Source organism: Variovorax paradoxus B4 (assembly GCF_000463015.1).
In the GTDB taxonomy this organism is placed as follows: domain Bacteria; phylum Pseudomonadota; class Gammaproteobacteria; order Burkholderiales; family Burkholderiaceae_C; genus Variovorax; species Variovorax paradoxus_E.
The window spans coordinates 5,244,159-5,267,409 of record NC_022247.1; the positions used below are offsets into that span (position 1 = coordinate 5,244,159).

The 23,251-nt window shown below is 69.9% G+C and carries 22 protein-coding genes and 1 pseudogene; 12 read left to right on the forward strand and 11 right to left on the reverse strand.

Going from position 1 to position 23,251, the window contains the following annotated elements; all coding sequences use genetic code 11:
- Window positions 1–112 precede the first annotated feature (112 nt).
- Complete coding sequence (locus tag VAPA_RS24385; RefSeq protein WP_021012673.1) at window positions 113–2,206, forward strand: prolyl oligopeptidase family serine peptidase; 2,094 nt, start codon at window positions 113–115, stop codon at window positions 2,204–2,206.
- Window positions 2,203–3,126 carry an arginase gene (rocF, locus tag VAPA_RS24390; protein ID WP_021012674.1) on the forward strand — a complete coding sequence of 308 codons (924 nt, stop codon included), beginning with the start codon at window positions 2,203–2,205 and terminating at the stop codon, window positions 3,124–3,126. The genes VAPA_RS24385 and rocF overlap by 4 nt, the downstream gene beginning before the upstream one ends.
- 6 nt (window positions 3,127–3,132) lie before the next feature.
- Here rocF and VAPA_RS24395 read toward each other — a convergent pair whose 3' ends face one another.
- The 5 genes from VAPA_RS24395 to VAPA_RS24415 all read right to left on the reverse strand — a co-directional run bounded on the left by VAPA_RS24395 (window position 3,133) and on the right by VAPA_RS24415 (window position 7,428).
- Window positions 3,133–4,164, reverse strand: a complete 1,032-nt coding sequence (locus VAPA_RS24395; protein ID WP_230558928.1) for an FUSC family protein — start codon at window positions 4,162–4,164, stop codon at window positions 3,133–3,135.
- A gap of 5 nt (window positions 4,165–4,169) precedes the next feature.
- Window positions 4,170–4,661 carry a MarR family winged helix-turn-helix transcriptional regulator gene (locus tag VAPA_RS24400; protein WP_021012676.1) on the reverse strand — a complete coding sequence of 164 codons (492 nt, stop codon included), beginning with the start codon at window positions 4,659–4,661 and terminating at the stop codon, window positions 4,170–4,172.
- Window positions 4,662–4,712: 51 nt separating this feature from the next.
- The gene (locus tag VAPA_RS24405; RefSeq protein WP_021012677.1) at window positions 4,713–5,384 is read right to left on the reverse strand and encodes a DUF2242 domain-containing protein; all 672 of its coding nucleotides are present in this window, start codon (window positions 5,382–5,384) and stop codon (window positions 4,713–4,715) included.
- A gap of 84 nt (window positions 5,385–5,468) precedes the next feature.
- The gene (locus tag VAPA_RS24410; RefSeq protein WP_021012678.1) at window positions 5,469–6,122 is read right to left on the reverse strand and encodes a nucleoside/nucleotide kinase family protein; all 654 of its coding nucleotides are present in this window, start codon (window positions 6,120–6,122) and stop codon (window positions 5,469–5,471) included.
- Window positions 6,123–6,156: 34 nt separating this feature from the next.
- The gene (locus VAPA_RS24415; RefSeq protein ID WP_021012679.1) at window positions 6,157–7,428 is read right to left on the reverse strand and encodes a Glu/Leu/Phe/Val family dehydrogenase; all 1,272 of its coding nucleotides are present in this window, start codon (window positions 7,426–7,428) and stop codon (window positions 6,157–6,159) included.
- A gap of 251 nt (window positions 7,429–7,679) precedes the next feature.
- On the opposite strand from VAPA_RS24415, the gene VAPA_RS24420 reads away from it, so the two are divergent.
- Window positions 7,680–8,012, forward strand: coding sequence for a hypothetical protein (locus tag VAPA_RS24420; protein WP_021012680.1), 333 nt, complete (start codon window positions 7,680–7,682; stop codon window positions 8,010–8,012).
- Window positions 8,013–8,155: 143 nt separating this feature from the next.
- Window positions 8,156–8,620 (forward strand): hypothetical protein, encoded by a 465-nt coding sequence (locus VAPA_RS24425; protein ID WP_021012681.1) that lies wholly within the window; start codon window positions 8,156–8,158, stop codon window positions 8,618–8,620.
- Window positions 8,621–8,638: 18 nt separating this feature from the next.
- Here VAPA_RS24425 and VAPA_RS24430 read toward each other — a convergent pair whose 3' ends face one another.
- The gene (locus VAPA_RS24430) at window positions 8,639–11,611 is read right to left on the reverse strand and encodes an L-glutamate gamma-semialdehyde dehydrogenase (protein WP_021012682.1); all 2,973 of its coding nucleotides are present in this window, start codon (window positions 11,609–11,611) and stop codon (window positions 8,639–8,641) included.
- 88 nt (window positions 11,612–11,699) lie between these two features.
- Here VAPA_RS24430 and VAPA_RS24435 point away from each other — a divergent pair, with 88 nt between their 5' ends.
- Window positions 11,700–12,173, forward strand: coding sequence for an Lrp/AsnC ligand binding domain-containing protein (locus VAPA_RS24435; protein WP_021012683.1), 474 nt, complete (start codon window positions 11,700–11,702; stop codon window positions 12,171–12,173).
- Here VAPA_RS24435 and VAPA_RS24440 read toward each other — a convergent pair.
- The gene (locus VAPA_RS24440; RefSeq protein WP_021012684.1) at window positions 12,170–12,856 is read right to left on the reverse strand and encodes a YggS family pyridoxal phosphate-dependent enzyme; all 687 of its coding nucleotides are present in this window, start codon (window positions 12,854–12,856) and stop codon (window positions 12,170–12,172) included. The genes VAPA_RS24435 and VAPA_RS24440 overlap by 4 nt on opposite strands.
- Before the next feature lie 51 nt (window positions 12,857–12,907).
- On the opposite strand from VAPA_RS24440, the gene VAPA_RS24445 reads away from it, so the two are divergent.
- From VAPA_RS24445 to VAPA_RS24455, 3 genes are read left to right on the forward strand one after another with little or no spacing between them, the layout of a single operon-like run.
- Window positions 12,908–13,951 carry a type IV pilus twitching motility protein PilT gene (locus VAPA_RS24445; protein ID WP_021012685.1) on the forward strand — a complete coding sequence of 348 codons (1,044 nt, stop codon included), beginning with the start codon at window positions 12,908–12,910 and terminating at the stop codon, window positions 13,949–13,951.
- 27 nt (window positions 13,952–13,978) lie between these two features.
- Complete coding sequence (locus VAPA_RS24450; protein ID WP_021012686.1) at window positions 13,979–15,115, forward strand: PilT/PilU family type 4a pilus ATPase; 1,137 nt, start codon at window positions 13,979–13,981, stop codon at window positions 15,113–15,115.
- 43 nt (window positions 15,116–15,158) lie between these two features.
- Window positions 15,159–16,067, forward strand: a complete 909-nt coding sequence (locus VAPA_RS24455) for an NAD(P)-dependent oxidoreductase (protein WP_021012687.1) — start codon at window positions 15,159–15,161, stop codon at window positions 16,065–16,067.
- Window positions 16,068–16,104: 37 nt separating this feature from the next.
- Here the strand turns inward: VAPA_RS24455 and VAPA_RS24460 are convergent, their stop codons facing one another.
- From VAPA_RS24460 to VAPA_RS24470, 3 genes and pseudogenes are all read right to left on the reverse strand, one after another.
- Complete coding sequence (locus VAPA_RS24460; protein WP_021012688.1) at window positions 16,105–16,866, reverse strand: BON domain-containing protein; 762 nt, start codon at window positions 16,864–16,866, stop codon at window positions 16,105–16,107.
- Window positions 16,863–17,507 (reverse strand): SIS domain-containing protein, encoded by a 645-nt coding sequence (locus tag VAPA_RS24465; protein ID WP_041946232.1) that lies wholly within the window; start codon window positions 17,505–17,507, stop codon window positions 16,863–16,865. Before VAPA_RS24465 ends, VAPA_RS24460 begins: the two co-directional genes overlap by 4 nt.
- Window positions 17,508–17,582: 75 nt before the next feature.
- Window positions 17,583–17,955, reverse strand: a pseudogene (locus VAPA_RS24470) (YraN family protein).
- Between the two features lie 46 nt (window positions 17,956–18,001).
- On the opposite strand from VAPA_RS24470, the gene rsmI reads away from it, so the two are divergent.
- Entirely contained in the window at window positions 18,002–18,958 is a 957-nt protein-coding gene (rsmI, locus tag VAPA_RS24475) for a 16S rRNA (cytidine(1402)-2'-O)-methyltransferase (RefSeq protein WP_021012691.1), read from the forward strand.
- Window positions 18,959–18,967: 9 nt separating this feature from the next.
- Here rsmI and VAPA_RS24480 read toward each other — a convergent pair whose 3' ends face one another.
- Entirely contained in the window at window positions 18,968–19,807 is an 840-nt protein-coding gene (locus VAPA_RS24480) for an IclR family transcriptional regulator (RefSeq protein WP_021012692.1), read from the reverse strand.
- Window positions 19,808–19,906: 99 nt separating this feature from the next.
- Here VAPA_RS24480 and VAPA_RS24485 point away from each other — a divergent pair, with 99 nt between their 5' ends.
- Genes VAPA_RS24485 through VAPA_RS24495 form a run of 3 tightly spaced genes read left to right on the forward strand, consistent with a single transcriptional unit; the run spans window position 19,907 to window position 23,251 of the window.
- Entirely contained in the window at window positions 19,907–20,899 is a 993-nt protein-coding gene (locus tag VAPA_RS24485; RefSeq protein WP_021012693.1) for a tripartite tricarboxylate transporter substrate binding protein, read from the forward strand.
- Window positions 20,900–20,936: 37 nt separating this feature from the next.
- Entirely contained in the window at window positions 20,937–22,451 is a 1,515-nt protein-coding gene (locus VAPA_RS24490; RefSeq protein WP_021012694.1) for a class I adenylate-forming enzyme family protein, read from the forward strand.
- A gap of 17 nt (window positions 22,452–22,468) precedes the next feature.
- Window positions 22,469–23,251: a citryl-CoA lyase gene (locus VAPA_RS24495; RefSeq protein ID WP_021012695.1), complete on the forward strand. Its 783-nt coding sequence runs from the start codon at window positions 22,469–22,471 to the stop codon at window positions 23,249–23,251.

The following is a 23,251-nucleotide window of genomic DNA, read 5'->3' on the forward strand; positions in this document are numbered from 1 at the left end:
TACCCGTGGGCAGCCCGCGCATCGAGGCCAAACAGCGGAACGCGGGTTTGTCCGGAGACCCGCGCGCGGTGCGCTATGAATTCAATAGCTTTGGCCGACCCTGCCGGCAGGCATGCCTTTCTTCACGGCGGATTCGTACACTGCGCCCATGACATCCACCGCTTCCACGCAGCCCGACGAGCACCTGTGGCTCGAAGACATCGACGGCGCCGAACAGCTCGAATGGGCCCGGCAGCACAACGCGAAGACCGTGCAGCGCTACGCGCAATCGCCCGCCTTCGAGCGGATGGAGCAGGGCATCCTCGAAGTGCTCGACTCGCAAGCCCGCATCCCGATGGTGCGCAAGATCGGCCCGCTCTTCTACAACTTCTGGCGCGACAGGAAGAACCCCAAGGGCCTGTGGCGGCGCACCACACTGGCCGAATACCGCAAGCCCCGGCCCGACTGGGAAACCGTGATCGATGTCGACGCGCTGGCCGAGGCCGACAAGGAAAACTGGGTCTGGCACGGTGCCCAGTGCCTGCAGCCCGACTACAAGCGCTGCCTGATCTCGCTCTCGCGCGGTGGCGCCGACGCGAACGTGGTGCGCGAGTTCGACCTCGAGCTCAAGGAGTTCGTCGCCAGCGGCTTCGCGCTGCCCGAGGCCAAGAGCAACGTCGCCTGGAAGGACATGAACCATCTCTACGTGGCCACCGATTTCGGTCCCGGCTCGATGACCAGTTCCAGCTATCCGCGCATCGTGAAGGAATGGAAGCGCGGCACGCCGCTGGAAAGCGCGGCCACGGTCTACGAAGGCGGCGCGGACGACATGACGGTCAGCGCCTGGCGCGACAACACGCCGGGTTTCGAGCGCGACTTCGTCTCGCGCCAGATGGACTTCTACGACAGCGAGACCTGGCTGCGCGCGAGCGACGGCCGGCTGGCGAAGATCGACGTGCCCGACGACGCCAGCACCGAGGTCACGCGCGAGTGGATGCTGGTCGAGCCGCGCAGCCCCTGGACCGTGGGCGGCGCCACCTACAAGCCGGGCTCGCTGCTGGCGGCGCGGTTCGACGACTACATGGCCGGCAAGCGCGAGATCACCGTGCTGTTCGAGCCCGACGACACCACCGCGCTCGACGACCATTCGTGGACCCGCCACCACCTGATCCTCAACGTGATGCACGACGTGGTGAACAAGCTCGAAGTGCTCACGCCGCAGGCCGGCTCGCAGCAATGGAAGCGCGAGAGCCTGGGCGGCGCGCCCGAGCTCTCGACCATCGCGGCCGGCGGCATCGACGAAGACGAGAACGACGACTATTTTCTGACCGTGAGCGGCTTCCTGCAGCCGACCACGCTCTACGTCGGCACCATCGGCCGGGGCGAGCCCGAGCCGCTGAAAGACAGCCCCGCCTTCTTCGACGCCTCCGGCTTGCGCGTGAGCCAGCATTTCGCCACCTCGAAGGACGGCACGCGCGTGCCCTACTTCGAAATCGCGCCGAAGAACCTGCAGGCCAACGGCAGCAACCCGACGCTGCAGTACGCCTACGGCGGCTTCGAGATCTCGCTGCAGCCGAGCTACAGCGGCGCCATCGGCCGCGCATGGCTCGAGCAGGGCGGCGTCTACGTGGTGGCCAACATCCGCGGCGGCGGCGAGTACGGGCCGCGCTGGCACCAGGCCGCGCTGCAGCGCAACCGCCTGCGCACCTGCGAAGACTTCGCCGCGGTTTCCGAGCACCTCATCGCGCGCAACATCACCTCGCCGCGGCACCTGGGCGCCATGGGCGGCAGCAACGGCGGCCTGCTGATGGGCAACATGCTCACGCTCTATCCCAAGCTCTACGGCGCCATCGTGAGCGAGGTGGCGCTGCTCGACATGAAGCGCTACACCCACCTGTCGGCCGGCGCTTCCTGGATTGCCGAATACGGCGACCCCGACCAGCCGGAAGAATGGGCATGGATCCAGGCCTTCTCGCCCTACGAGAATGCGAAGAAGGGCCAACCCTATCCGCCGGCGCTCTTCACCACATCGACGCGCGACGACCGCGTGGGGCCGGTGCATGCGCGCAAGATGGCCGCCAAGCTGGCCGCCATGGGTTACGACGCCAGCTTCTACGAGAACATGGAAGGCGGCCACAGCGCGGCCACGGACAACAAGGAGTCGGCCTTCATGGACGCCCTGGGCTATGCCTACCTGTGGAAGCACATCGGACGAACATCGACATGAGCAACGACAACGGCACCACCCTCGAACTGATCGGCGCGCCCACCGACATCGGCGCCAGCGTGCGCGGCGCCGGCATGGGCCCCGATGCGCTGCGCGTGGCCGGGCTCGCGGAGGCGCTTGCGCGGCAGGGCTTCACCGTGATCGACCGCGGCAATCTCGCGGGCCCCGCCACGCCCTGGGCGCCGCCGGCCAACGGCCTGCGCCATCTCGACGAAGTGATCGCCTGGAATCGCTCGGTCTACGCGGCCGTCGACACCGCCCTGGGCACCGGCCACGTGCCGCTCATGATGGGCGGCGACCATTGCCTGGCGATCGGCTCGATCAGCGCCGTGGCCTGGCATGCGCGCAAGCGGGGCAAGAAACTGCGCGTGCTGTGGCTCGACGCGCACTCCGACGTCAACACCGAAACCACCAGCCCGAGCGGCAACCTGCACGGCATGCCCGTGTCCTGCCTGCTGGGCCACGGGCCCGCGGCGCTCACCGGCTGGAGCGGCGAGCGGGCCGCGCTGGAGCACGACGCCATCCGCTTCATCGGCATCCGCAGCGTCGACGCGGACGAGAAGGACGCCATCCGCACGCTCGGCCTGCATGTGTTCGACATGCGCCACATCGACGAGCACGGCATGCGCACCACCATGACCGAGGCGCTGCAGGACGTGGACGAGGACACCCACCTGCACGTGAGCTTCGACCTGGATTGCCTCGACCCGAACATCGCGCCCGGCGTGGGCACCGGCGTGCGCGGCGGCCCGACCTACCGCGAGATGCAGCTGTGCATGGAAATGGTCGCCGACACCCGCCGCCTCGGCTCGGTCGACGTGGTGGAGCTCAACCCGGCGCTCGACGTGCGCAACCAGACCGCCGAAGTGGCGGTGGAGCTGATCGAGAGCCTGTTCGGAAAGTCGACGCTGGTGCGCTGAGCGGCTTCAGGCCGTGGCCGCCCCCATGCCGCTCACGCAGCGCTGCATGCGCTGCAGGTCTTCGAGCAGCAGGCACACCGGCGCCGCCAGCAGCAAGGCGGACGAAGCGCCCGGCTCCTCATGCCGCCTTGCGATCTGCGCAAGCCTCGCGAGATCGGGCATGCCCTGGCCATCGAGCGCATCGGCCACGGCGGCGAGCGCGGCGGCCGCGGCCCGGGCGCTGTCCTGCCACGCGGGATCGGCAGCCGGCGCCCGGCGGAGCATGCGTTCGAGCATGGTGGCGTCCTGGAAGACCCGCGCCGCGAGCCGCGCCTTGCTGCGGCAGGACTGCGCCGCCGGCACGGCAGCGCCGCGGCGCCGCCAGCGGGCTTCCAGGTCTGCACTGCCCGCGAGCACCGCCAGCCGGGCGAGCGCCGCGCGCGCGGCGGCATTGACGCGTTCGACCTCGGCCTCGGCAGGCAGCCCGGCAGCGCTGCCGCTGCCCAGCGCGGCCAGGCGCTTCGCCATGCCGCGCAGCAATGCAGCGCAACCCGCATCGAAGCGCGGACCCGCGCGGTACTCCGACGCGACGACCGAAACCGCCAGTGCCACGCCCACGCCGACGCCGGTCTGCACCATGCGCAACAGCGCCACCTGAAGCGGCGAGTGGCCGGGAATGGCGCTGGCCGAGAGGATGATCAGCGCGGCCACAGGCGCACTGCGCAAGCCCGGCAATGCAGCGCCGGCGAAAGCCAGCAGCATGACGGTGGCCAGCGTGGTCGCGAGCACCGGCGTGCCCAGGTGTTGCAGGTAGACCCCCGCGAGTCCGCAAAGCGCGCCGCCGGCCGTGCCGCGCACGCGCTCCCAGCCGGCATCGAGCGTGGCGCCGGCGCTCGGTCGCATGACGATCAGCACGCTCATCACGGCCCAGAAGCTTTCGGGCAGCCGCATCGCCGCGGCCACCAGCCATGCGAGCGCCACCGTGGCCGCCAACTGCGCGCCCGCACGCCAGCGGCCCTGCTGCCAGAAGCCGCCGATGCGCCGCAGGGCGGGTGCCATGCGCATCATCGCGATCGGGCCACGTCCGCGGAGGGCTCGCCGTCGCTTTCGAGTGCGCCGGCAATGCGGTCGAGCAGCCCGCAGGCCTGCAGCAGCAGCGCGCGCTGTTCGCCGCTCAGCGTTGCGGAAATGGCGCGGGCCAATGCGGCCTCGCGCGAGCGCATGAGCGCCTTGAGCCGGCGCATGCCCTCGGGCGTGAGCGACAGCATCCACTGGCGCCCGTCGGTGGCATGCGGCGCGCGCCCGATCCAGCCCTCGGCTTCCAGTTCGGCCAGCAGCCGGGTCAGCGACTGGAGCTTGACGCGTTCATGCCCCGCCAGCGCGGTGGGCGTGCACGGCCCGTGCCGGTGCAGCTGGCCCAGCACGCTGAGCTTGGCCACGCTCGGGCCTTCGGGCGCGGCCGCGCCGCTGCGCAGCTGGCGCGACAGCTGCGACACCGCGGTGCGGACATGCGAGGCGCACTGCGCCGCGTCAGGGGAATCGATTTTGGAAGCCACGCCAGATTGTAAGACGCATCTTGCTATCTGGCGCCGCCCGCCGGCGCACGCTCAACCCAGGTTCGGTACCGGCTTCACGGGAAAGGTGAGGGCTGGCGGCGCAGAGGGCCGCGGCGCTTCGGGTGCCACGCTGGGAACTTCAGGCTCTTCGCCGCCCTGGCCCTCGAGAAAGCGATCGAGCAGCGCGAAGAAGCGGTCGTAGAAGAGCTCGTCGGTGAGCGTTTCGCTGGCCACCTTGACCATCGCGTCGTCGCTGCCGGCAAAGGGCAGCGAGAGCGATCCGAAGGCGCCCACGCCCACGCTGGCCGAGTTGTTGACCTTCTTGATGCCATAGCGGTCCTGCAGCGCGGTCGCGAAGGCCACGGTGCTTCGCCCGCCGGCCTTGCCGCCCTCGCGCGCGCACACCACGCGGAACTCGACCTCCACATGCACCTCGGACGCCGGCTGGAAGCTCTTGCGCCCGGTCACCAGGTCGGGGTTGGCCGCGCTGATCATGTAGCCCTGGCTCAGCAGGGCGCGGCGCGCGGCTTCGCAGGTCTGGGCTTCCGTGGCGGTGTAGGTGCGCGTGTGGGTGGTGGTGGAATCGAACTCCTCGGTCTCGTACGACACGCGGCGCGGGCTGCTGCCGCAAGCGGCGAGCACCAGCATGGACACGAGGCCGAGAACCAGAACGGGCGTGCGAAGAACGGAAAAAGCAGAAGTGGAAAGGGGAGGCAGGGTCATGGAGCGGCGAATCCTAACCGGCGTGTGCGCCGGCGAAGCTTCGAGCATGGCCCGGCGCCGGCGTTCCCCTCGCGCCGCAAGTTTTCAGGCCCAGCGCAGCAGGTGGTGCGCACGCCCGCGGGTGGCGGCAATCAAGCGTGCATTGGGCGCATCGGTGCCGGCCACCCAGTCGCGCGCAGCCTCGGCGCTGCGGCCGAACTGCTGGTGGCGCTTCAGCAGGCGCTCCTCGCGCACCGCATCGTCGATGTCGACGTACCAGACCTCGTCGAGAATGGCCGCCGCGCCGGCCCAGGGGCCGGCGTCGTGCAGAAGGTAGTTGCCCTCGGTGATGACCAGTTGCGTCGAAGGCAGCACCGCGATGGCGCCGGCGATCGGCTCCTCGATCTCGCGGCGGAATTCGGGCGCATAGACGATGGGGTCGTTCGGCCCCTGCGTGCGCAGCCGCTGCAGCAGCGCGACATAGCCGGCGCTGTCGAAGGTGTCCGGGGCGCCCTTGCGGCCGGCGCGGCCGAGCCGCTGCAGCTCGACGTTGGCCAGATGGAAGCCGTCCATCGGCACGACCTGCGCGCGCTCGGCGCCGACGGCCCGCAGCAGCGCCAGCGCGAGCGTGGACTTGCCCGCCCCGGGTGCGCCGACCAGGCCGAGCAGCTTGCGCCGCCCGTCGGCCATCAGCGCCTGCAGCCGGGCGAGGCCGTCGGCGGGAACGGAGGGAAGTTCTTGCGCGGGAATGGTGCTCATCCCGCGAGCGTACAACCCCCGCGGCCTCGCCGGATCAGGGATACAGGCCGCGTTCCTGGCGTGCCATCAGGATGCGCTCGCAGGCCACCGCATACGTCGCCGTGCGCAGCGTGATCTTGTGCCTGTCGGCCGTGTCCCAGATCTGGTTGAGCGCCTTCATCATGATGCGGTCGAGGCGCACGTTGATCTCGTCCTCGTCCCAGAAGAAGGACGAGAAGTCCTGCACCCATTCGAAATAGCTCACCGTCACGCCGCCGGCGTTGCAGATCACGTCGGGCACCACCAGCACGCCGCGCTCGGCAAGGATGTCGTCGGCCATGGGCACCGTGGGGCCGTTGGCGCCTTCGAGCACCAGCTTGGCGCTCGTCTTCTGCGCGCGCTCGGCGGTGATCTGGCCTTCGAGCGCCGCGGGAATCAGGATGTCGCAGGCCACGTCCCAGAAGGCTTCGTTGGGCACCACCTCGCCGCCCTTGAAGGCGACGACGCCTTCCTTGTTGGCCACCGGAATCAGCGTCGCAAGGTCGAGGCCGCTGGAATTGACGATGGTGCCGGTGTGGTCCTGCACCGCGACGATCTTCGCGCCCGCTTCGGCAAAAAGCTCGGCCGCGACCGAACCCACGTTGCCGAAGCCCTGCACCGCGATGCGCGCGCCGCGCAGGTCGAGGCCCAGCCGACGCGCCGCTTCGCGGCCGGTGACGAACACGCCGCGGCCGGTGGCCTTGACGCGGCCCAGCGAGCCACCCAGGTGCAGCGGCTTGCCCGTGACCACGCCGGTGGCGGTGCCGCCGACGTTCATCGAATAGGTGTCCATCATCCACGCCATGATCTGCGCGTTGGTGTTCACGTCGGGCGCAGGAATGTCGGTGTGCGGGCCGATGATGATGCCGATCTCGCTGGTGTAGCGGCGCGTGACCTTCTCCAGCTCCTGCAGCGAAAGCTTCTTCGGATCGACGCGGATGCCGCCTTTGGCGCCGCCGTACGGCAGGTTGACGGCGGCGGTCTTGATGGTCATCCAGGCCGACAGCGCCATCACTTCTTCCAGCGTGACGTCGGGGTGGAAGCGCACGCCGCCCTTGCCCGGGCCGCGGCTCAGGTTGTGCTGCACGCGGTAGCCCTCGAAGTGGGCGATGGTGCCGTCGTCCATCTCGATCGGCACGTCGACGATCAGCGCGCGCTTGGGGCGCTTGAGCGTCTCCACCCAGCGGGCCAGCGGGCCGAGGTACGGCACCACGCGATCGACCTGCGAGAGGTACGTGCCCCAGGGGCTGTTGGCGGTCGGATTGACGAAGGAGAGCTTTTCACTCATGGGAGATCCCTTGGTTTGAATGGATGGCCGCAACGATAGACCTCTCGCGCGCGTCGCGCCATGGCTTATGCGCGCCGCGAAGGCGGTTATGCAAGAGACGTTATGCGGCGTTGCGGCCACCGATTGCACAGACGTAATCGCGGCGTGCGGCCATTGACGGCCTGGATTCCTAGATTGATCCGGCATGCCGGCATGAGCCGGCATGGCCGGTGCCATGTGGCGCCGGCAAACAACCCAAGGAGATCTTCACCATGCTGCACCGCACCCTTTTCGCCCCGCTGTCCGCCGCGGTCCTGGCTGTCGCCACGCTGGCGCCCCTGGCCGCTTCGGCCGCCGGCGAATTCCACTTCGCGCCCACCGAGACCGGGGTGGAACGCTACCCCGACCATCTTCGCCTGGACCCGTCGCGCGACAAGGTCGTCGCCGAACTCGAGGCGGCGCAGAAGCAGCCCGCGTGGAATGCGGTGAGCCGCGGCGCGCCCTGGCCCGCATCGCGCGCGGGCCAGCCCGCGACGCGCGAGGCCGTGGCGGCGGAAGCGATCAAGGCCATGCGCGAAGGGACGATCCCGTCGGGCGAGCGATAAACAACCAGCGGCCCCGCGTGTGCACGTGTACGCGTGCACCGGGGCCGCCGCAGATAACCGAACTGTCATCGACCGGTCAGCGATCGCGCAGATCCACTTCGTAGAGTTGGTTTCACCAACCCACCACATCAAGGAGTCAGCGAATGAAGTTCTCTTCCACCACCCGCGTTCTCGGCACTGCCACCGTCGCCGCACTGCTTGCCATCGCCTCGGCGCCGAGTTTTGCCGGCAACTACGCGGAAGGCGATCCGCGGCCCGTTCCGTTCAGCTCGTCCACCACGCGCGCCGCCGTCTCGGCCGACGCCCGGCAGTGGCTCGCGAGCGCTCCCACGCAAGGCTATGCCGAGGGCTCGCCGCAGCCCGAGCCGCGGGTCTCGGCGAACAGCCGCGCGGTCGTGGCCGCGGACACGCAGCTCTGGATCCGCTCCGGCCTGGCCGCGCAGCAGAACGGCGAAGCGGGCGCCGATCCGTCGAGCCCCGCCTACCGGCAGGCCGCCGCCGAATATGCGCGGCTGCGCACGAGCCCGGCCTACGGCGCGCTGATCGACGAGTTCAACAGCCGGCAATCGTCCGCGCGCGCCGAAGGAGACGGCCATCCCTTGCGTTGAAGATGACCGGCCGCGGCCCTACGCAACCGTGCTCAGCAGCGCCGCGTTGCCGCCGGCCGCCGTGGTGTTGACCGTGACCGTCTGCTCGGCACAGAAGCGGTACAGGTAGTGCGGCCCGCCGGCCTTGGGTCCGGTGCCGCTCAGGCCCTCGCCGCCGAAGGGCTGCACGCCGACCACCGCACCGATGATGTTGCGGTTCACGTAGATGTTGCCCACGTGCGCACGCGTCGCGAGCGCCTGCGCGCGCGAATCGATGCGGGTCTGGATGCCGAGCGTGAGGCCGTAGCCGAGCGCGTTGATGCGCTCGATCACCTCCGCGGGATCGCTCAGCTCGCCCTGGCCCCAGCGCGCGATCTGCAGCACCGGCCCGAAGATCTCGCTGGTCACGCTGTCGATGGAGGGCACCTCGTAGGCTTGCGGCGCGATCAGGTTGCCCCCGGTTGAAGAAGAAGCCGGTGCAAGCAGGCGCTTCGCTTCCGAATCCAGGCGCTTCAGATGGCGCCGGATGTTGTCGGCCGCCTCGCCGTCGATCACCGGCCCCACGTCGGTCGACAGCAGCGCCGGGTCGCCGGCGGTCAGTTCCCCGGCCGCGCCGCGGATCATCTCGATCACCGCCTCGGCAATGCCGTCGTGCAGCACCAGGAGCCGCAGCGCCGAGCAGCGCTGGCCGGCCGAACGGAACGCGCTCTGCACCACGGCGTCGACCACCTGCTCGGGCAGCGCGCTCGAATCGACCAGCATCGCGTTGATGCCGCCGGTCTCGGCGATCAGCGGCACGATCGGGCCGTCCTTGGCCGCGAGCGCGCGGTGGATGATGCGCGCCACCTGGGTCGAGCCGGTGAACACCACGCCCGCCACGCCCGGCGCCGCCACCAGCGCGGCGCCCACCGTTTCGCCGGGGCCGTGCAGCAGCTGCAGCGCATCGGCCGGCACGCCGGCTGCGTGCAGCAGCTTCACGGCTTCGAGCGCGATGGCCGGCGTCTGTTCGGCCGGCTTGGCAAGCACCGTGTTGCCGGTGGCGAGCGCGGCCGCCACCTGCCCGGTGAAGATCGCGAGCGGAAAATTCCACGGGCTGATGCACACCCAGGGGCCGCGCGCCGTGAGCCTCAGTTCGTTGCTCTCGCCCGTGGGGCCGGGCAGCGCCACGGGCTGCATGATGCGTTCGGCCTCGTCGGCGTAGTAGCGCAGGAAGTCGACGGCCTCGCGCACTTCGGCCACCGCGTCGCCCCAGGTCTTGAAGGCCTCCTTGACCAGCAGCGCGCAGAAGCGCGGCAGCTCGCGCTGCAGCGCGTCGGCGGCCTGGCGCAGCATGGCGGCGCGCGCCTCGACCGGCGTCTTGCGCCAGCGGCGGAAAGCGGCGGCGCTGGCGGCAACGGCCTTGGGCGCGCCCGCGGCGTCGAACGCTTCGATACCAGGCACGGCGGTGGTCTCCAGGGCCGCCAGCAGCGGCGCGCGCATCGGCTCCACGGCAAGGTCGATACCTTCGCTGTTGCGCCGCGCCGGCGCCGGGCCGTAGAGCGCGGGCGGCAGCGGCAAGGCGGGGTTCGCCTCCTCGAGCCAGAGCGGCGACATGAGCAGCTCGCCGATGTCCACGTCCTCGTCGCCGAGCTGGTTCACGAACGACGAGTTGGCGCCGTTTTCCAGCAGGCGCCGCACGAGGTAGGCGAGCAGGTCCTTGTGCTGGCCCACCGGCGCATACACGCGCACCGGCGCGTCGGTGCTCTTCATCACTTCGCGGTAGACGCCCTCGCCCATGCCATGCAGGCGCTGCAGCTCAAAGGGTGCCTGGGCCGCCTCGGCCATCTGCAGGATGGCCGCGATGGTGCCCGCGTTGTGGGTGGCGAACTGCGGATAGACCGCGTCGGGCGCCGACAGCAGCGCACGCGCGCAGGCCAGGTAGCTCACGTCGCTGTGGTGCTTGTGCGTGAAGACCGGGTAGTGCGGCAGGCCGAGTTCCTGGGCCCGCTTGATCTCGGCGTCCCAGTAGGCGCCCTTCACGAGGCGGCACATCAGCCGCAGCTTGTGTCGGCGCGCCACCGCCGTGACGTGCGCAATCAGTTCGAGCGCGCGCGTCTGGTAGGCCTGCAGCGCCAGGCCGAAGCCGCGCCATTGCGGCCGTTCGGCGGCCACGCGCGCGGCCAGCGCCTCGAACACGTCGAGCGACAGCTCGAGCCGGTCGACCTCTTCCGCATCGATGGTGAGGTTGAGGCCGGCATCGGCCGCGAGCTCGCACAGCTGCCACACGCGCGGCACCAGTTCGCGCATCACGCGCTCGCGCTGCGCGTCTTCGTAGCGCGGATGCAGCGCGCTGAGCTTGATGGAGATGCCGTCGTTGTGCTCGGGCGCACGCGCCGCATCGGCACCGGCCGCAATGGCGCCGATGGCCTGCGTGTAGCTGTCGAGGTAGCGCAGCGCATCGGCGTCGGTGCGCGCGCCTTCGCCGAGCATGTCGTAGCTGAAGCGCAGGGCGTCCTGCTTGCGGTGCGCGGAGCGGGCTTCGTCCATCGCTTCGGCGATGGTCTGGCCCAGCACGAACTGGCGCCCCAGCAGCTGCACCGCGCGCAGCGTGGCGGCCACCACCGTGCGCGCGCCGAGCTTGGCCATGAGGCCGGGCGGGTGGTCGCCTTCGGGCAGGAATTTCTTCGACATCGCGATCGCGGCGGACGACAGCCGCGACAGCGTGGAATCGGCCGTGCCCTCGAAATCGGCGCGGCCCAGCTGGTCGGCCGTGAGCGCGATGGCCGTGGCGGCGTCGGGCACGCGAAGCAGCGCCTCGGCCAGGCGCATCAGCGCCAGCCCCTCGGCGCTGGAAATGGGGTATTCGCGCAGCAGGCTTTCCATGGCCCAGAACGGCGGCGGATGGCGGCGCACCGCCTCCACCCAGGGCGTGGCGGCGGCGGCCGCGGCGGTCCAGTCGAGCGCGCCTTCGAGCGAGGCGAGCCGGTGCGAGACGACATCGGCTTCAGGGCGGTAAGGGATGGGCAGGTGCATGGCAGTTCCTTGGTTCCATCCCCTATAGTCTTTGGATATATGCCGAATCTTTTTCCAAAAAATATGGACTCAGCCGGATAATTCACCAATGTTCGACCTGGATCTGGATCGCATCGATCTCCGGCTGCTGAAGATTCTTCAGGAAGACGGCCGCATCACCAACCTCAAGCTGGCCGAGATGGTGGCGCTCTCGCCCACCGCCGTGCTGGCCCGGGTGCAGCGGCTCACGCGCGACGGTTTCATCCAGGGCTACGAGGCGCGGCTCGATCCGCACAAGCTCGGGCGCGGACTCACGGTGTTCGTCGAAATACTGCTCGACCGCACCACGCCCAACGTGTTCGACCAGTTCAAGGCGGCCGTGCAGGTGCGCGACGAGATCATGGAATGCCACATGGTCGCGGGCGGCTTCGACTACCTGCTCAAGACCCGCATGGCCGACATGGCGGCCTACCGCGACTTCGCCGGCACGGTGCTGTGGCAATTGCCCGGCGTGCGCGAAACCCGCACCTACGCAGTGATGGAGGAAATCAAGAGCAGCGCGCGGCTGCCGCTGGGCATCTAGCGGCGGCCGAAGATGGCGGTGCCGATGCGCACCATCGTGCTGCCGGCGCTGACGGCCGCTTCGAGGTCGGCGCTCATGCCCAGCGAGAGCGTGTCGAGCTCGATGCCGGCGGCGCGGATCGCGTCGTACACGGCGCGGGCGCGCAGGCACAGTTCGCGCTGCGCGGCGAAATCCGGCGCCGGTTCGGGAATGGCCATGAGCCCGCGCAGCCGCAGATGTGGCAAAGCCGCCACAGCGCGCGCGAGCGGCAACGCCTCTTCCGGGGGCACGCCGGACTTGTTGGCGCCGCCGTCCACGTTGACCTGCAGGCACACCTGCAGCGGCGGCAGATGCGCCGGCCGCTGCGCCGAAAGACGCTCGGCGATCTTGAGCCGGTCGATGCCGTGCACCCAGTCGAATTGCTCGGCCACGGGCCGCGTCTTGTTGCTCTGCAGAGGGCCGATGCAGTGCCATTCGAGTTCCGCGCGCAGGTCCGAAAGCGCCGCGATCTTGTCCAGCCCCTCCTGGACATAGTTCTCGCCGAAGGCCCGCTGCCCCGCCGCATGGGCCTCGCGCACGGCCTCGGGCCCGAAGGTCTTGGACACCGCCAGCAGCCGGACTTCGGCCGGGTTGCGCCCATGCTCGGCGCAGGCCTTTGCGATCCGGTTCTTTACTTGCTGGAGGTCGTCGCCAATCATCGTCATAATCTTCCAAAATCGTATCAAAACGTCACCGAACTCGAGCCGAGGAGCCCCGTGGACATTACCCAACTGCTGGCATTCAGCGTCAAGAACAAAGCCTCCGACCTGCATCTGTCGGCCGGCCTGCCGCCGATGATTCGCGTCCACGGCGACGTGCGGCGCATCAACGTCGATGCGCTCGACCACAAGTCGGTGCACGCCATGGTGTACGACATCATGAGCGACACGCACCGCAAGCACTATGAAGAGTTCCTGGAGGTCGACTTCTCGTTCGAGATCGACGGCCTCGCGCGCTTCCGCGTGAATGCCTTCAACCAGGCGCGCGGCGCGGCGGCGGTGTTCCGGACCATTCCTTCGAAGATCCTCACGCTGGAGCAGCTCAACGCGCCGAAGATTTTCGCGGAACTGGCGCTCAAGCCGCGCGGGCTGGTGCTGGTGACGGGGCCCACCGGCTCGGGCAAGTCGACCACGCTGGCCGCGATGGTCAACTACCTGAACGAAAACGAGTACGGCCACATCCTCACGGTGGAAGACCCGATCGAATTCGTGCACGAATCCAAGAAGTGCCTGATCAACCAGCGCGAGGTCGGTCCGATGACGCTCTCGTTCTCCAACGCCCTGCGCTCGGCGCTGCGCGAAGACCCGGACGCCATCCTGGTGGGCGAGCTGCGCGACCTGGAAACCATTCGCCTGGCCATGACCGCGGCCGAAACGGGCCACCTGGTGTTCGGCACGCTGCACACCTCGTCGGCCGCCAAGACCATCGACCGGATCATCGACGTGTTCCCGGGCGAGGAAAAGGAAATGATCCGCGCCATGCTGTCCGAATCGCTGCAGGCCGTGATCTCGCAGACGCTGTGCAAGACCAAGGACGGCCAGGGCCGCGTGGCGGCGCACGAGATCATGCTGGGCACGCCGGCCATCCGCAACCTGATCCGCGAAGCCAAGGTGGCGCAGATGTATTCGGCCATCCAGACCGGCCAGGGCTCGGGCATGCAGACGCTGGACCAGAACCTGACCGACCTCGTGCGCCGCAATGCCATTTCGGCGGCGGAAGCACGGGGCAAGGCCAAGATCCCCGAGAATTTCCCCGGCTGATCCACAGCCCTTCGGAGTACCGACATCATGGAACGCGATCAAGCCAGCCAGTTCATCAACGACCTGCTCAAGCTCATGGTGAGCCGCAACGGCAGCGACTTGTTCATCACCGCCGACTTTCCGCCCGCGATCAAGGTCGACGGCAAGGTCACCAAGGTGTCGCAGCAGGCGCTGGGGGCGCAGCACACGCTGGCGCTCACGCGCTCGGTCATGAACGACCGCCAGACGGCGGAGTTCGAGCGCACCAAGGAATGCAACTTCGCGATCTCGCCGACGGGCATCGGCCGCTTCCGCGTGAACGCGTTCGTGCAGCAGGGCAAGGTCGGCATGGTGCTGCGGACCATCCCGGCCAAGCTGCCGACCATCGACGGGCTGGGCATGCCGCAGGTGCTGAAGGACGTGTCGATGACCAAGCGCGGCCTCACCATCCTGGTGGGCGCCACCGGCTCGGGCAAGTCGACCACGCTGGCGGCCATGATCGACTGGCGCAACGAAAACTCCTACGGCCACATCGTGACGGTGGAAGATCCGGTCGAGTTCGTGCATCCGCACAAGAACTGCGTGGTGACGCAGCGCGAAGTGGGCATCGACACCGACAGCTGGGAAGCCGCGCTCAAGAACACGCTGCGCCAGGCGCCCGACGTGATCCTGATGGGCGAAATCCGCGACCGCGAGACCATGGAGCACGCGGTGGCCTTTGCCGAAACCGGCCACCTGTGCATGGCCACGCTGCACGCCAACAGCGCCAACCAGGCGCTGGACCGGATCATCAACTTCTTCCCCGAGGAGCGCCGCGCCCAGCTGCTGATGGACCTGTCGCTGAACCTGCGTTCGCTGATCTCCCAGCGCCTGGTGCCCACCGAGGACGGCCAGGGCCGCGTGGCGGCAGTGGAAGTGCTGCTGAACACGCCGCTCATTTCGGACCTGATCTTCAAGGGCGAGGTGGGCGAGATCAAGGAGATCATGAGGAAGAGCCGCAACCTTGGCATGCAGACCTTCGACCAGGCGCTGTTCGACCTGTTCGAGAGCCACTCGATCACCTTCGAGGACGCCATCCGCAACGCCGACTCGGCCAACGACCTGCGGCTGCAGATCAAGCTCAACAGCCAGCGCGCGCGCAGCACCGACCTGTCGGCCGGCACGGAGCATTTCGCGATTGTTTAGGCGCGGGTGACGCGGGCGCCGCGTTGGCTTTAAGCTCTCGCCCATGAGCAGCATCAATCCCCGAACCTACGAATCCACCCCCTCCCAGACGGTGGCCTTCCTGGGCCTTGGCGTCATGGGCGGCCCGATGGCCGGGCACCTGGCCAAGGCCGGCCACAAGGTCACGGTCTACAACCGCACACCGGCCAAGGCCGAGGCCTGGGTCGCCGAGTTCGGCGCGCCCGGCCGCCATGCCGCCACCCCGCGCGAAGCGGCTGCGGGCGCCGACATCGTCTTCAGCTGCGTGGGCAACGACGACGACCTGCGCGCCGTGGTGCTGGGCCCGAACGGCGCCTTCGCCGGCATGAAGAAGGGCAGCGTGCTCGTCGACCACACCACCGCTTCGGCCGACGTGGCGCGCGAGCTGTCGAATGCGGCGGCGTCGACCGGACTGCAGTTCATCGACGCGCCGGTGTCCGGCGGCCAGGCCGGCGCGCAGAACGGCGCGCTCACCGTGATGTGCGGCGGCGACAAGGCGAGCTTCGAGCGCGTCAAGCCGGTGATGGACGCCTTTGCGCGCGCCGTCACGCTGCTGGGCGCAAGCGGCGCCGGCCAGCTGGCAAAAATGGTGAACCAGATCGCCATCGCGGGCCTGGTGCAGGGCCTCTCCGAAGCCATTGCCTTCGGCCAGCGCGCCGGCCTCGACATGAAGCTGGTGCTCGAGGTGATCGGCAAGGGCGCCGCCCAGAGCTGGCAGATGGACAACCGCGGCAAGACCATGATCGACGGCAAGTTCGACTACGGCTTTGCCGTCGACTGGATGCGCAAGGACCTGGGCCTGGTGCTCGACGAGGCCAAGCGCAACGGCGCGCGCCTGCCCGTGACGGCGCTGGTCGACCAGTTCTATGCCGACGTGCAGCAGGCCGGCGGCCGGCGCTGGGACACGTCGAGCCTGATCATCCGGCTCAAGTAAAAACAAAGCCCGCGCAAGCGGGCTTTGTTTTGCGGGATCAGCGCACCGGCGTGGTCGTCGCGCCGCCGGGCTGGGCCGGCGGCAGCGGCTCCATCGGCGGCAGCGGTACGCGCGACGAAGAAGAAGTCCCGGGTGCCGACGACGGCGCGGGTGCAGGGGCGGGTGCCCCCGTGCCGCCGCGCTGCGCCTGGCTGGCCAGCTCGGCCTCGCTCACCACCTCGACCACGCGCACCACCTTCTGCACGCCCGAGATGCCGCGCGCGATTTCCGTCGCGCGGTCGGTTTCGCGGCGCGTCGCGATGCCCATCAGGTAGACCACGCCGCGTTCGGTCACCACCTTGAACGAATTGGCGAAGATGTCCTTGGCGTCGAGCAGCGAGGCCTTGACCTTGCCGCTGATGAACACGTCGTTCGAGCGTTCCTGGAAGGTGCTGGACTGGCCGATGGTGAGCTCGTTGACCACCGAGCGCACGTTGTCCACGCGCTGCACCACCTCCTCGACGCGGCGGCGGTCGGCCTCGCTGCCCACGGCGCCCGTCAGCAGCACCTGGCGGTTGAAACTGGTGACGCTCACGTACATGTTGTCGTTGGCGATCTCGCGCACACGGGCGGCCGCGCGCAGCTCGATGCCCTGGTCGTCGAGTTGGGCGCCGGAGCTGCGGCGATCGGTCGCCACCATGCCCACGCCCACCGCCGCGGCCCCTCCGACCACGAGCGGCACGCAGGCCGAAAGCCCGGCAACCAGCACGGTCCCCGAGGCAAGAGCAATGGCGAGGCGTTGGAACGGTGTCGTTGTCATGTGGAAGCTTCCTGTTCTCCGAGTAACTGGGCATCCACGCCGTCGCACAGGCAGTGCAGTGCAAGCAGGTGGACTTCGTGGATACGCGCCGCACGTTCATGCGACACGCCGATCTGGACATCCGTTTCGCGCAGTGCGCGTCCGATCGCGCCGCCGGTTCCGCTGCTGCCCACGCCGGGCGATGCCGGCTGGCCGGCGCTGGCGTTGCCGAGCAGCGCCACCACCGTCATGTCGCGCTCGTGCGCCGCCATGACCGCGGCCAGCACCGCCGCGGACTGTCCGCTGGCGCTGAGCGCCAGCAGCACGTCGCCGGCCTGGCCGAGCGCGCGCACCTGGCGGGCGAAGCGGTCGGCGTCGATGGCGTTGGCGCTGTCGGCCGCCGGGTCGGTGGTGTCGCCGGGCAGCGCGATGGCGCCCAGCTCGGGGCGCTCGCGCTCGAAGCGGCCGACGAACTGCGCCGCGAACTGCGCCGCCAGCAGGCCCGAGACGCCCGCACCGCAGGCCAGCACCTTGCCGCCGCTGGTCACGCACGCCAGGATGGCCTGCATTGCCTGCGAAATGGGTTTGCTGAGGACTGGGCCGGCCTGGTACTTGAGGTCGGCGCTATCGATGAAGTGTTGCTGAATCCGTTGCTCGAGCATGGGGCGCGATGATACCGGGGGGCGATGAAACAAGACGTTTGCGTTCGATGTATGGGTGGAGCCTGCGGCGCGCTTTCAGTTCCCGCCCGCGTCGAATGCGCCCTGCAGCCAGGTGATGCGCTCCTCGACCAGCACCACGTCGAAACGGCATGGCGGCATGCGTGCGCAGGCCGTTCAGGTAGTGGCGCGCCGCGAACACGATGCGCCGCTGCTTGACGCCCGTGATGCTGCCGCCGGCGCCGCCATGCGTGCCGCTGCTGCGCTGCCGCACCTCCACGAACACCAGCGTGGCGTCGCGCGGATCGCGCATGATCAGGTCGATCTCGCCGCCGCCGCGTCCGGGCGTTCGATAATTGCGCGCAACCAGCGCCAGGCCGGCGCATTGAAGGTGGTCGAGCGCGGCGTCTTCCGCCGCATCGCCGCGATGCCTGGTCGTGATGGTCTTCATGCTGGCTCCCTGCCGGCTTTCTTTTTTGTTCCTACGGAGAAACCCCTTGGCTTCACTCGCACCCGCTTCCTTCGGCGCCGCCCTGGCGGCCGCGCGCGATGCCTCGGGTGCACAGCATTATCCGCAGGGCACGCTCTACGTGGTGGCCACGCCCATCGGCAACCTGGCCGACATCACGCTGCGCGCGCTGCATGTGCTGCAGCTGGTGGACGCCATCGCCTGCGAGGACACGCGCCACACGCAGAGCCTGCTGCGCGCCTACGGCATCGACCGGCCGAATGCCCAGCTGCTGGCCGTGCACCAGCACAACGAGGCCGAGGCCGCCCAGGCCGTGGTCGCGCGGCTCGCGCAGGGCGAGCGCATCGCCTACGTGAGCGACGCCGGCACGCCCGGCGTGAGCGACCCGGGCGCGCGGCTGGTCGCGGCCGTGCGCGCCGCCGGCCAGCGCGTGCTGCCGCTGCCGGGCGCAAGCAGCGTCACCACGCTGGTCGGCGCCGCCGGCCTCGTGGCGGCGGGCGACGAGAGCAGCGCCTTCGTGTTCGCGGGCTTCCTGCCGACGAAGGCCGGCGAGCGCGACGCGGCCGTGCAGGCGCTCGCGCAGGAGCGGCGCGCGGTGGTGCTGCTGGAAGCGCCGCACCGCATCGAGGCCGTGGCGCGCGCCCTCGCGACGCTGGGCGAGCGCCGCATCACCGTCGGCCGCGAACTCACCAAGCAATTCGAGGAGATCGCGACCGTCGCCGCCGCGGAGCTGCCGGGCTGGTTCGCCGCCGGCCGCGACCGCACGCGCGGCGAATTCGCGCTGGTGCTGCACCCGGTGGCCGCGGCCGCCGACGACGGTGCCGAAGGCGAACGCGTGTTGCGCCTGCTGCTGGCCGAGCTGCCCGTGAAGACCGCGGTGCGGCTCGCGGCCGAGATCAGCGGCGCGCCGCGCAATGCGCTGTATGAAACGGCGCTGCGCATTCGAAATGACGACGGCAACGAGGAAGACGAGAGCGGCGCATAGCCGCCAGGCTCACAGCCCGCCCGGCAGCAGCGCGGCCAGCGCCTCGCGCATCCAGCGCGCGATCAGCTGCTGGCGCTCGCGCGGCATGCGATCCAGCGTCGATGCCACGCTGATCGCGGCCACGGGCTCGCCTTCGCTGCTGCGCACCGCCATGCCCACCGCCAGCACCCCGTCGGTGGCATGGTTGCCGATGACCGACCAGCCGCGCTCGCGCGTCGCGCGCACCAGGAGCGCCATGCGCTCGGGCGTCATGCCGCCGTAGCGGCCCAGGACGAGCGCATTGGCGGCGACGGCGGCATTCACCTCGTCATCGGGCAACGCCGACAGCAGCGCCAGGCCCGCCGCGCCCACGCCGAGCGGCTGGCGCGTGCCCACCTGGATCACCAGGATCTGTACCGGATGCGTGCCCACATGGCGTGCGATGCAGTGCGACGCGGGGCCTTCGCGCACGATGGCGAAAGCCGCATCGCCGCAGGCCGCGCTCACGCGTTCCAGCACCGGACGCAGTCGCATCGCCATGTTGGGCATGCCGGCGGGTTGTGCCATGGCCGCAAGCCGCGGCCCCGCCACATAGCGAAAGCGCCCGCGCTGCGCGGCATAGCCGCTCTCCACCAGCGTGGCCAGCAGGCGGTGGACCGTGGCGCGCTCCAGCCCCGCCGCGCGGCACAGGTCGACCACGCGCAGGCCTTCGCGGCCGCTGGCCAGCACGGCGTCCAGCAGCTGCAGGCCGCGCCGCAGCGTGCGGCTGCCGGGGTCGTCGCCGGGCTCGGTGCCGGGGGTGCGCGCGGCCACGGCGCCGGCCGAAACGTCCGGCTGGCGGACGTTCTTGTTCACGGTTCGGGAAGGCATGCGGAAGAATTTCTCGGTCGACGGAGCCATCGCGCAGTGTGCCGCAGCACGGCAGGACGCGGCCCGCGACAGGCATTGCATACCAACTGGAGACAAGAAGTGACCTCGTATTCCGCACCCCGCCGGCAGTGGCTGGCGTTTGCCGCCGCCCTCGCCTGCAGCGCCGCGCTGCCGCTGCAGGCGCAGCCCGGCGCCCCCTGGCCGTCCAAGCCCGTGAAGCTCGTGGTCGGCTACGCCGCCGGCGGCGCCACCGACGTGATCGCGCGCCTCGTCGCCATCAAGCTGGGCGAGCAGCTCGGCCAGCCCATGCTGGTGGACAACCGCACGGGCGCCAACAGCAACGTGGGCGCCGAGTACGTCGCCCGCGCGCCCGCCGACGGCTACACGCTCTACGTCTACACCATCGCGAACACCATCAACGCCTCGCTCTACGGCAAGCTGGGCTACGACCCGGTCAAGGACTTCGAGCCCATCGGCCTGATCGCGAAGATCCCCAACATCCTCGTGGTGAATCCGTCGCTGCCCGTGAAGAACGTCGCCGAGTACGTGCGCTTCGCCAAGGAGTCGAAGGAGGGCATCACCTTCGCGTCGTCCGGCAGCGGTTCCTCCATCCACCTGTCGGGCGAGATGTTCAAGATGCAGGCCGGGCTCAACATGCTGCACGTGCCCTACCGCGGCAGCGCGCCCGCGGTCACCGACCTGCTGGGCGGCCAGGTGCAGTCGATGTTCGACAACACGCCGTCGGCCCTGCCGCACGTGCAAGGCGGGCGCCTGCGCGCGCTCGCGATCACCAGCGCCCGGCGTTCGCCGCTGCTGCCCGACGTGCCCACGCTGGCCGAGTCGGGCTATCCGGGCTTCGACGTGCAGTCGTGGTTCGGCCTGGCGGCCCCCGCCGGCACGCCGCGCCCCGTGATCGACCGCCTGAATGCCGCGCTCGGCAAGGTGCTGGCCGCGCCCGACGTGCGCCAGCGCCTGCAGGACCTGGCCGCTTCGCCCGAACCCGGCACGCCCGAGCAGATGCGCAGCTTTGCCGCGGCCGAGATCACGCGCTGGCGCGACGTGGTGAAGGCGTCCGGCGCCAAGGCCGAGTGACGACGACAAGAGAGCCCGTACAGGAGCACACCGACCCATGTTTCCCATCGACTTCTTCTGGCGCGCCGCGGCGCGCTGGCCCGACAACATTGCCATCGACGCCCCCGAGGGCACCCTCCGCTACGAGGCGCTGGCCGCCCAGGTGGCGGCGCTGGCGGCCGCGCTGGTCGCACTCGACCCCGCGCCGCAAAGCCGCGTGGCCATCTGCGCGAAGAACAGCGCGGAGCACATCGCCGCGCTGCTCGCGGTGCTGGCCTGCGGCAAGGTCTGGGTGCCGCTGAATCCGCAGAGCACGCGGCCGGAGATCCGCCGCATCGTCGATGCCACCGAACCCTCGATCCTCGTGCTCGACGGCGCCTGCGCCGAACTGCTCGACGGTGCGCCCGGCGCGCGCATCCATACCGGCACGGCGCCGCAGCACGAAGCCACCATCGCGGCGCTGGCGGCCCGGCACGCGGGCGCACCGCGCCCATCATTCGCGCTGCCGCCGGACGCCACGCAGGCGATCAAGTTCACCGGCGGCACCACCGGCGCGCCCAAGGGCGTGATGCAGCCATACCGCGCATGGCTGGCCAACATCGCCAACCAGATCCACGCCTGGGGCTTCGACGCGCACGAGCGCTATGTCGTGGCGGCGCCGATCACGCACGGCACGTCGACCTACGTGCTGCCCATCCTCGCGCAGGGCGGCTGCCACGTGGTGCTGCCCGCGGCCGGCGCCGAGGCCGTGCGCACGGCCTTCCGCGAGCGCGGCGGCACGACCTGCTTCATGCCGCCCACGCTGGTCTACATGCTGATGGCGCTGCCGGGCGCATCGCGCGCCGACTTCCCGCGCCTGCGCCGGCTGATCTATGGCGGCGCGCCGATGCCTTCGGAAAAGATCCGCGAGGTGCGCGCATTCTTCGGCCCGGTGCTGGGCACCACGTACGGCCAGACCGAGGCACCCCAGATCCTCACCGTGATGCTTCCCGAGGACTTCGAGGACGAGCGCAACTGGGCCGCCGTGGGCCGCACCGCCTGGTTCAGCGACGTGGCCATCATGGCGCCGGACGGCCGGCTGCTGCCCGCTGGCGAAGTGGGCGAAGTGGTGGCGCGCGGCGACCTGCTGATGACCGGCTACTGGCGCCTGCCCGAAAAGACCGCCGAGACGCTGGTGGACGGCTGGCTGCACACCGGCGACCGGGGCCTGATCGACGAGCGCGGCTACCTCTACCTGAAGGACCGCCTGAAGGACATGGTCATCACGGGCGGCTTCAACGTGTACCCGGTGGACGTGGAGAACGCGCTGGGCCAGCACCCGGCCGTGCACGAGTGCGCCGTGTTCGGCGTCCCCGACGACAAGTGGGGCGAGGCGGTGCAGGCCGCCGTGCAGCTGCGCCCCGGCCGCCACGCCACCGAGGCCGAGCTGATCGCCTTCGTGCGCGAGCGCCTGGGCCCCGTGCAGACGCCCAAGCACATCCATTTCCACGAGGCCCTGCCGCGCTCACCCGTGGGCAAGGTGCTCAAGAGCGCCGTGCGCGAACTCGCCACGGCGGCCACCGCCACATCCTGAACGAAAGAGACCACGCCATGACTTCCACCTCCGGAACGCCCGTCACCCGCCTGTGCACCCACACGCTCACCAGCCTGCACTACCGCGAGGCCGACCTGGTCGAAGACCTGCTCGGCAAGAAGACCTTCACCGAGGTGATGCTGATGCAGATCCTGAACCGCACGCCGCGCGGCGTGGACCTGCGCATCACCGATGCGGTGCTGGTGGTGCTGATGGAGCACGGCCTCACGCCCAGCGCCATTGCCACGCGCCTGATCTACATGAGCGCGCCCGAGAACCTGCAGGGCGCCGTCTCGGCCGGGCTGCTGGCGGTGGGCAGTTCGTTCGTGGGCACCATGGAGAACTGCGCCGGGCTGCTCGACCGCATCGGCGCCGCCGCCGACCCGGATGCCGAGGCGATGGAGATCGCGCGCCACTACAAAGGTCTCAGGAGCCCGGTGCCCGGCTTCGGCCACCACCTGCACAAGCCCGTGGACCCGCGCGCCTACAAGCTGCTCGACATGGCGCGCGCCGAGCCCGAACTGGCCGGCCACAAGGTGCGGGCGCTGGAGCGCCTGTCCGCCGCGGTGGATGCCATGGCCGGGCGCCCCATCACCATCAACGCGACCGGCGCGGTGGCCGCGCTGCTGGGCGAGATCGGCGTGCCCACCGGGGTGATGCGCGGCTTCGCCGTGATCTCGCGCGCCGCGGGGCTGGTGGCGCACATCGTCGAGGAGCAGCAGAGTCCCTCGGGCCGCTTCATCTGGGACACCGTCGAGCACGCGATTCCGTTCGTCGGCGCGAGCGGCAAGCCCGCGTGA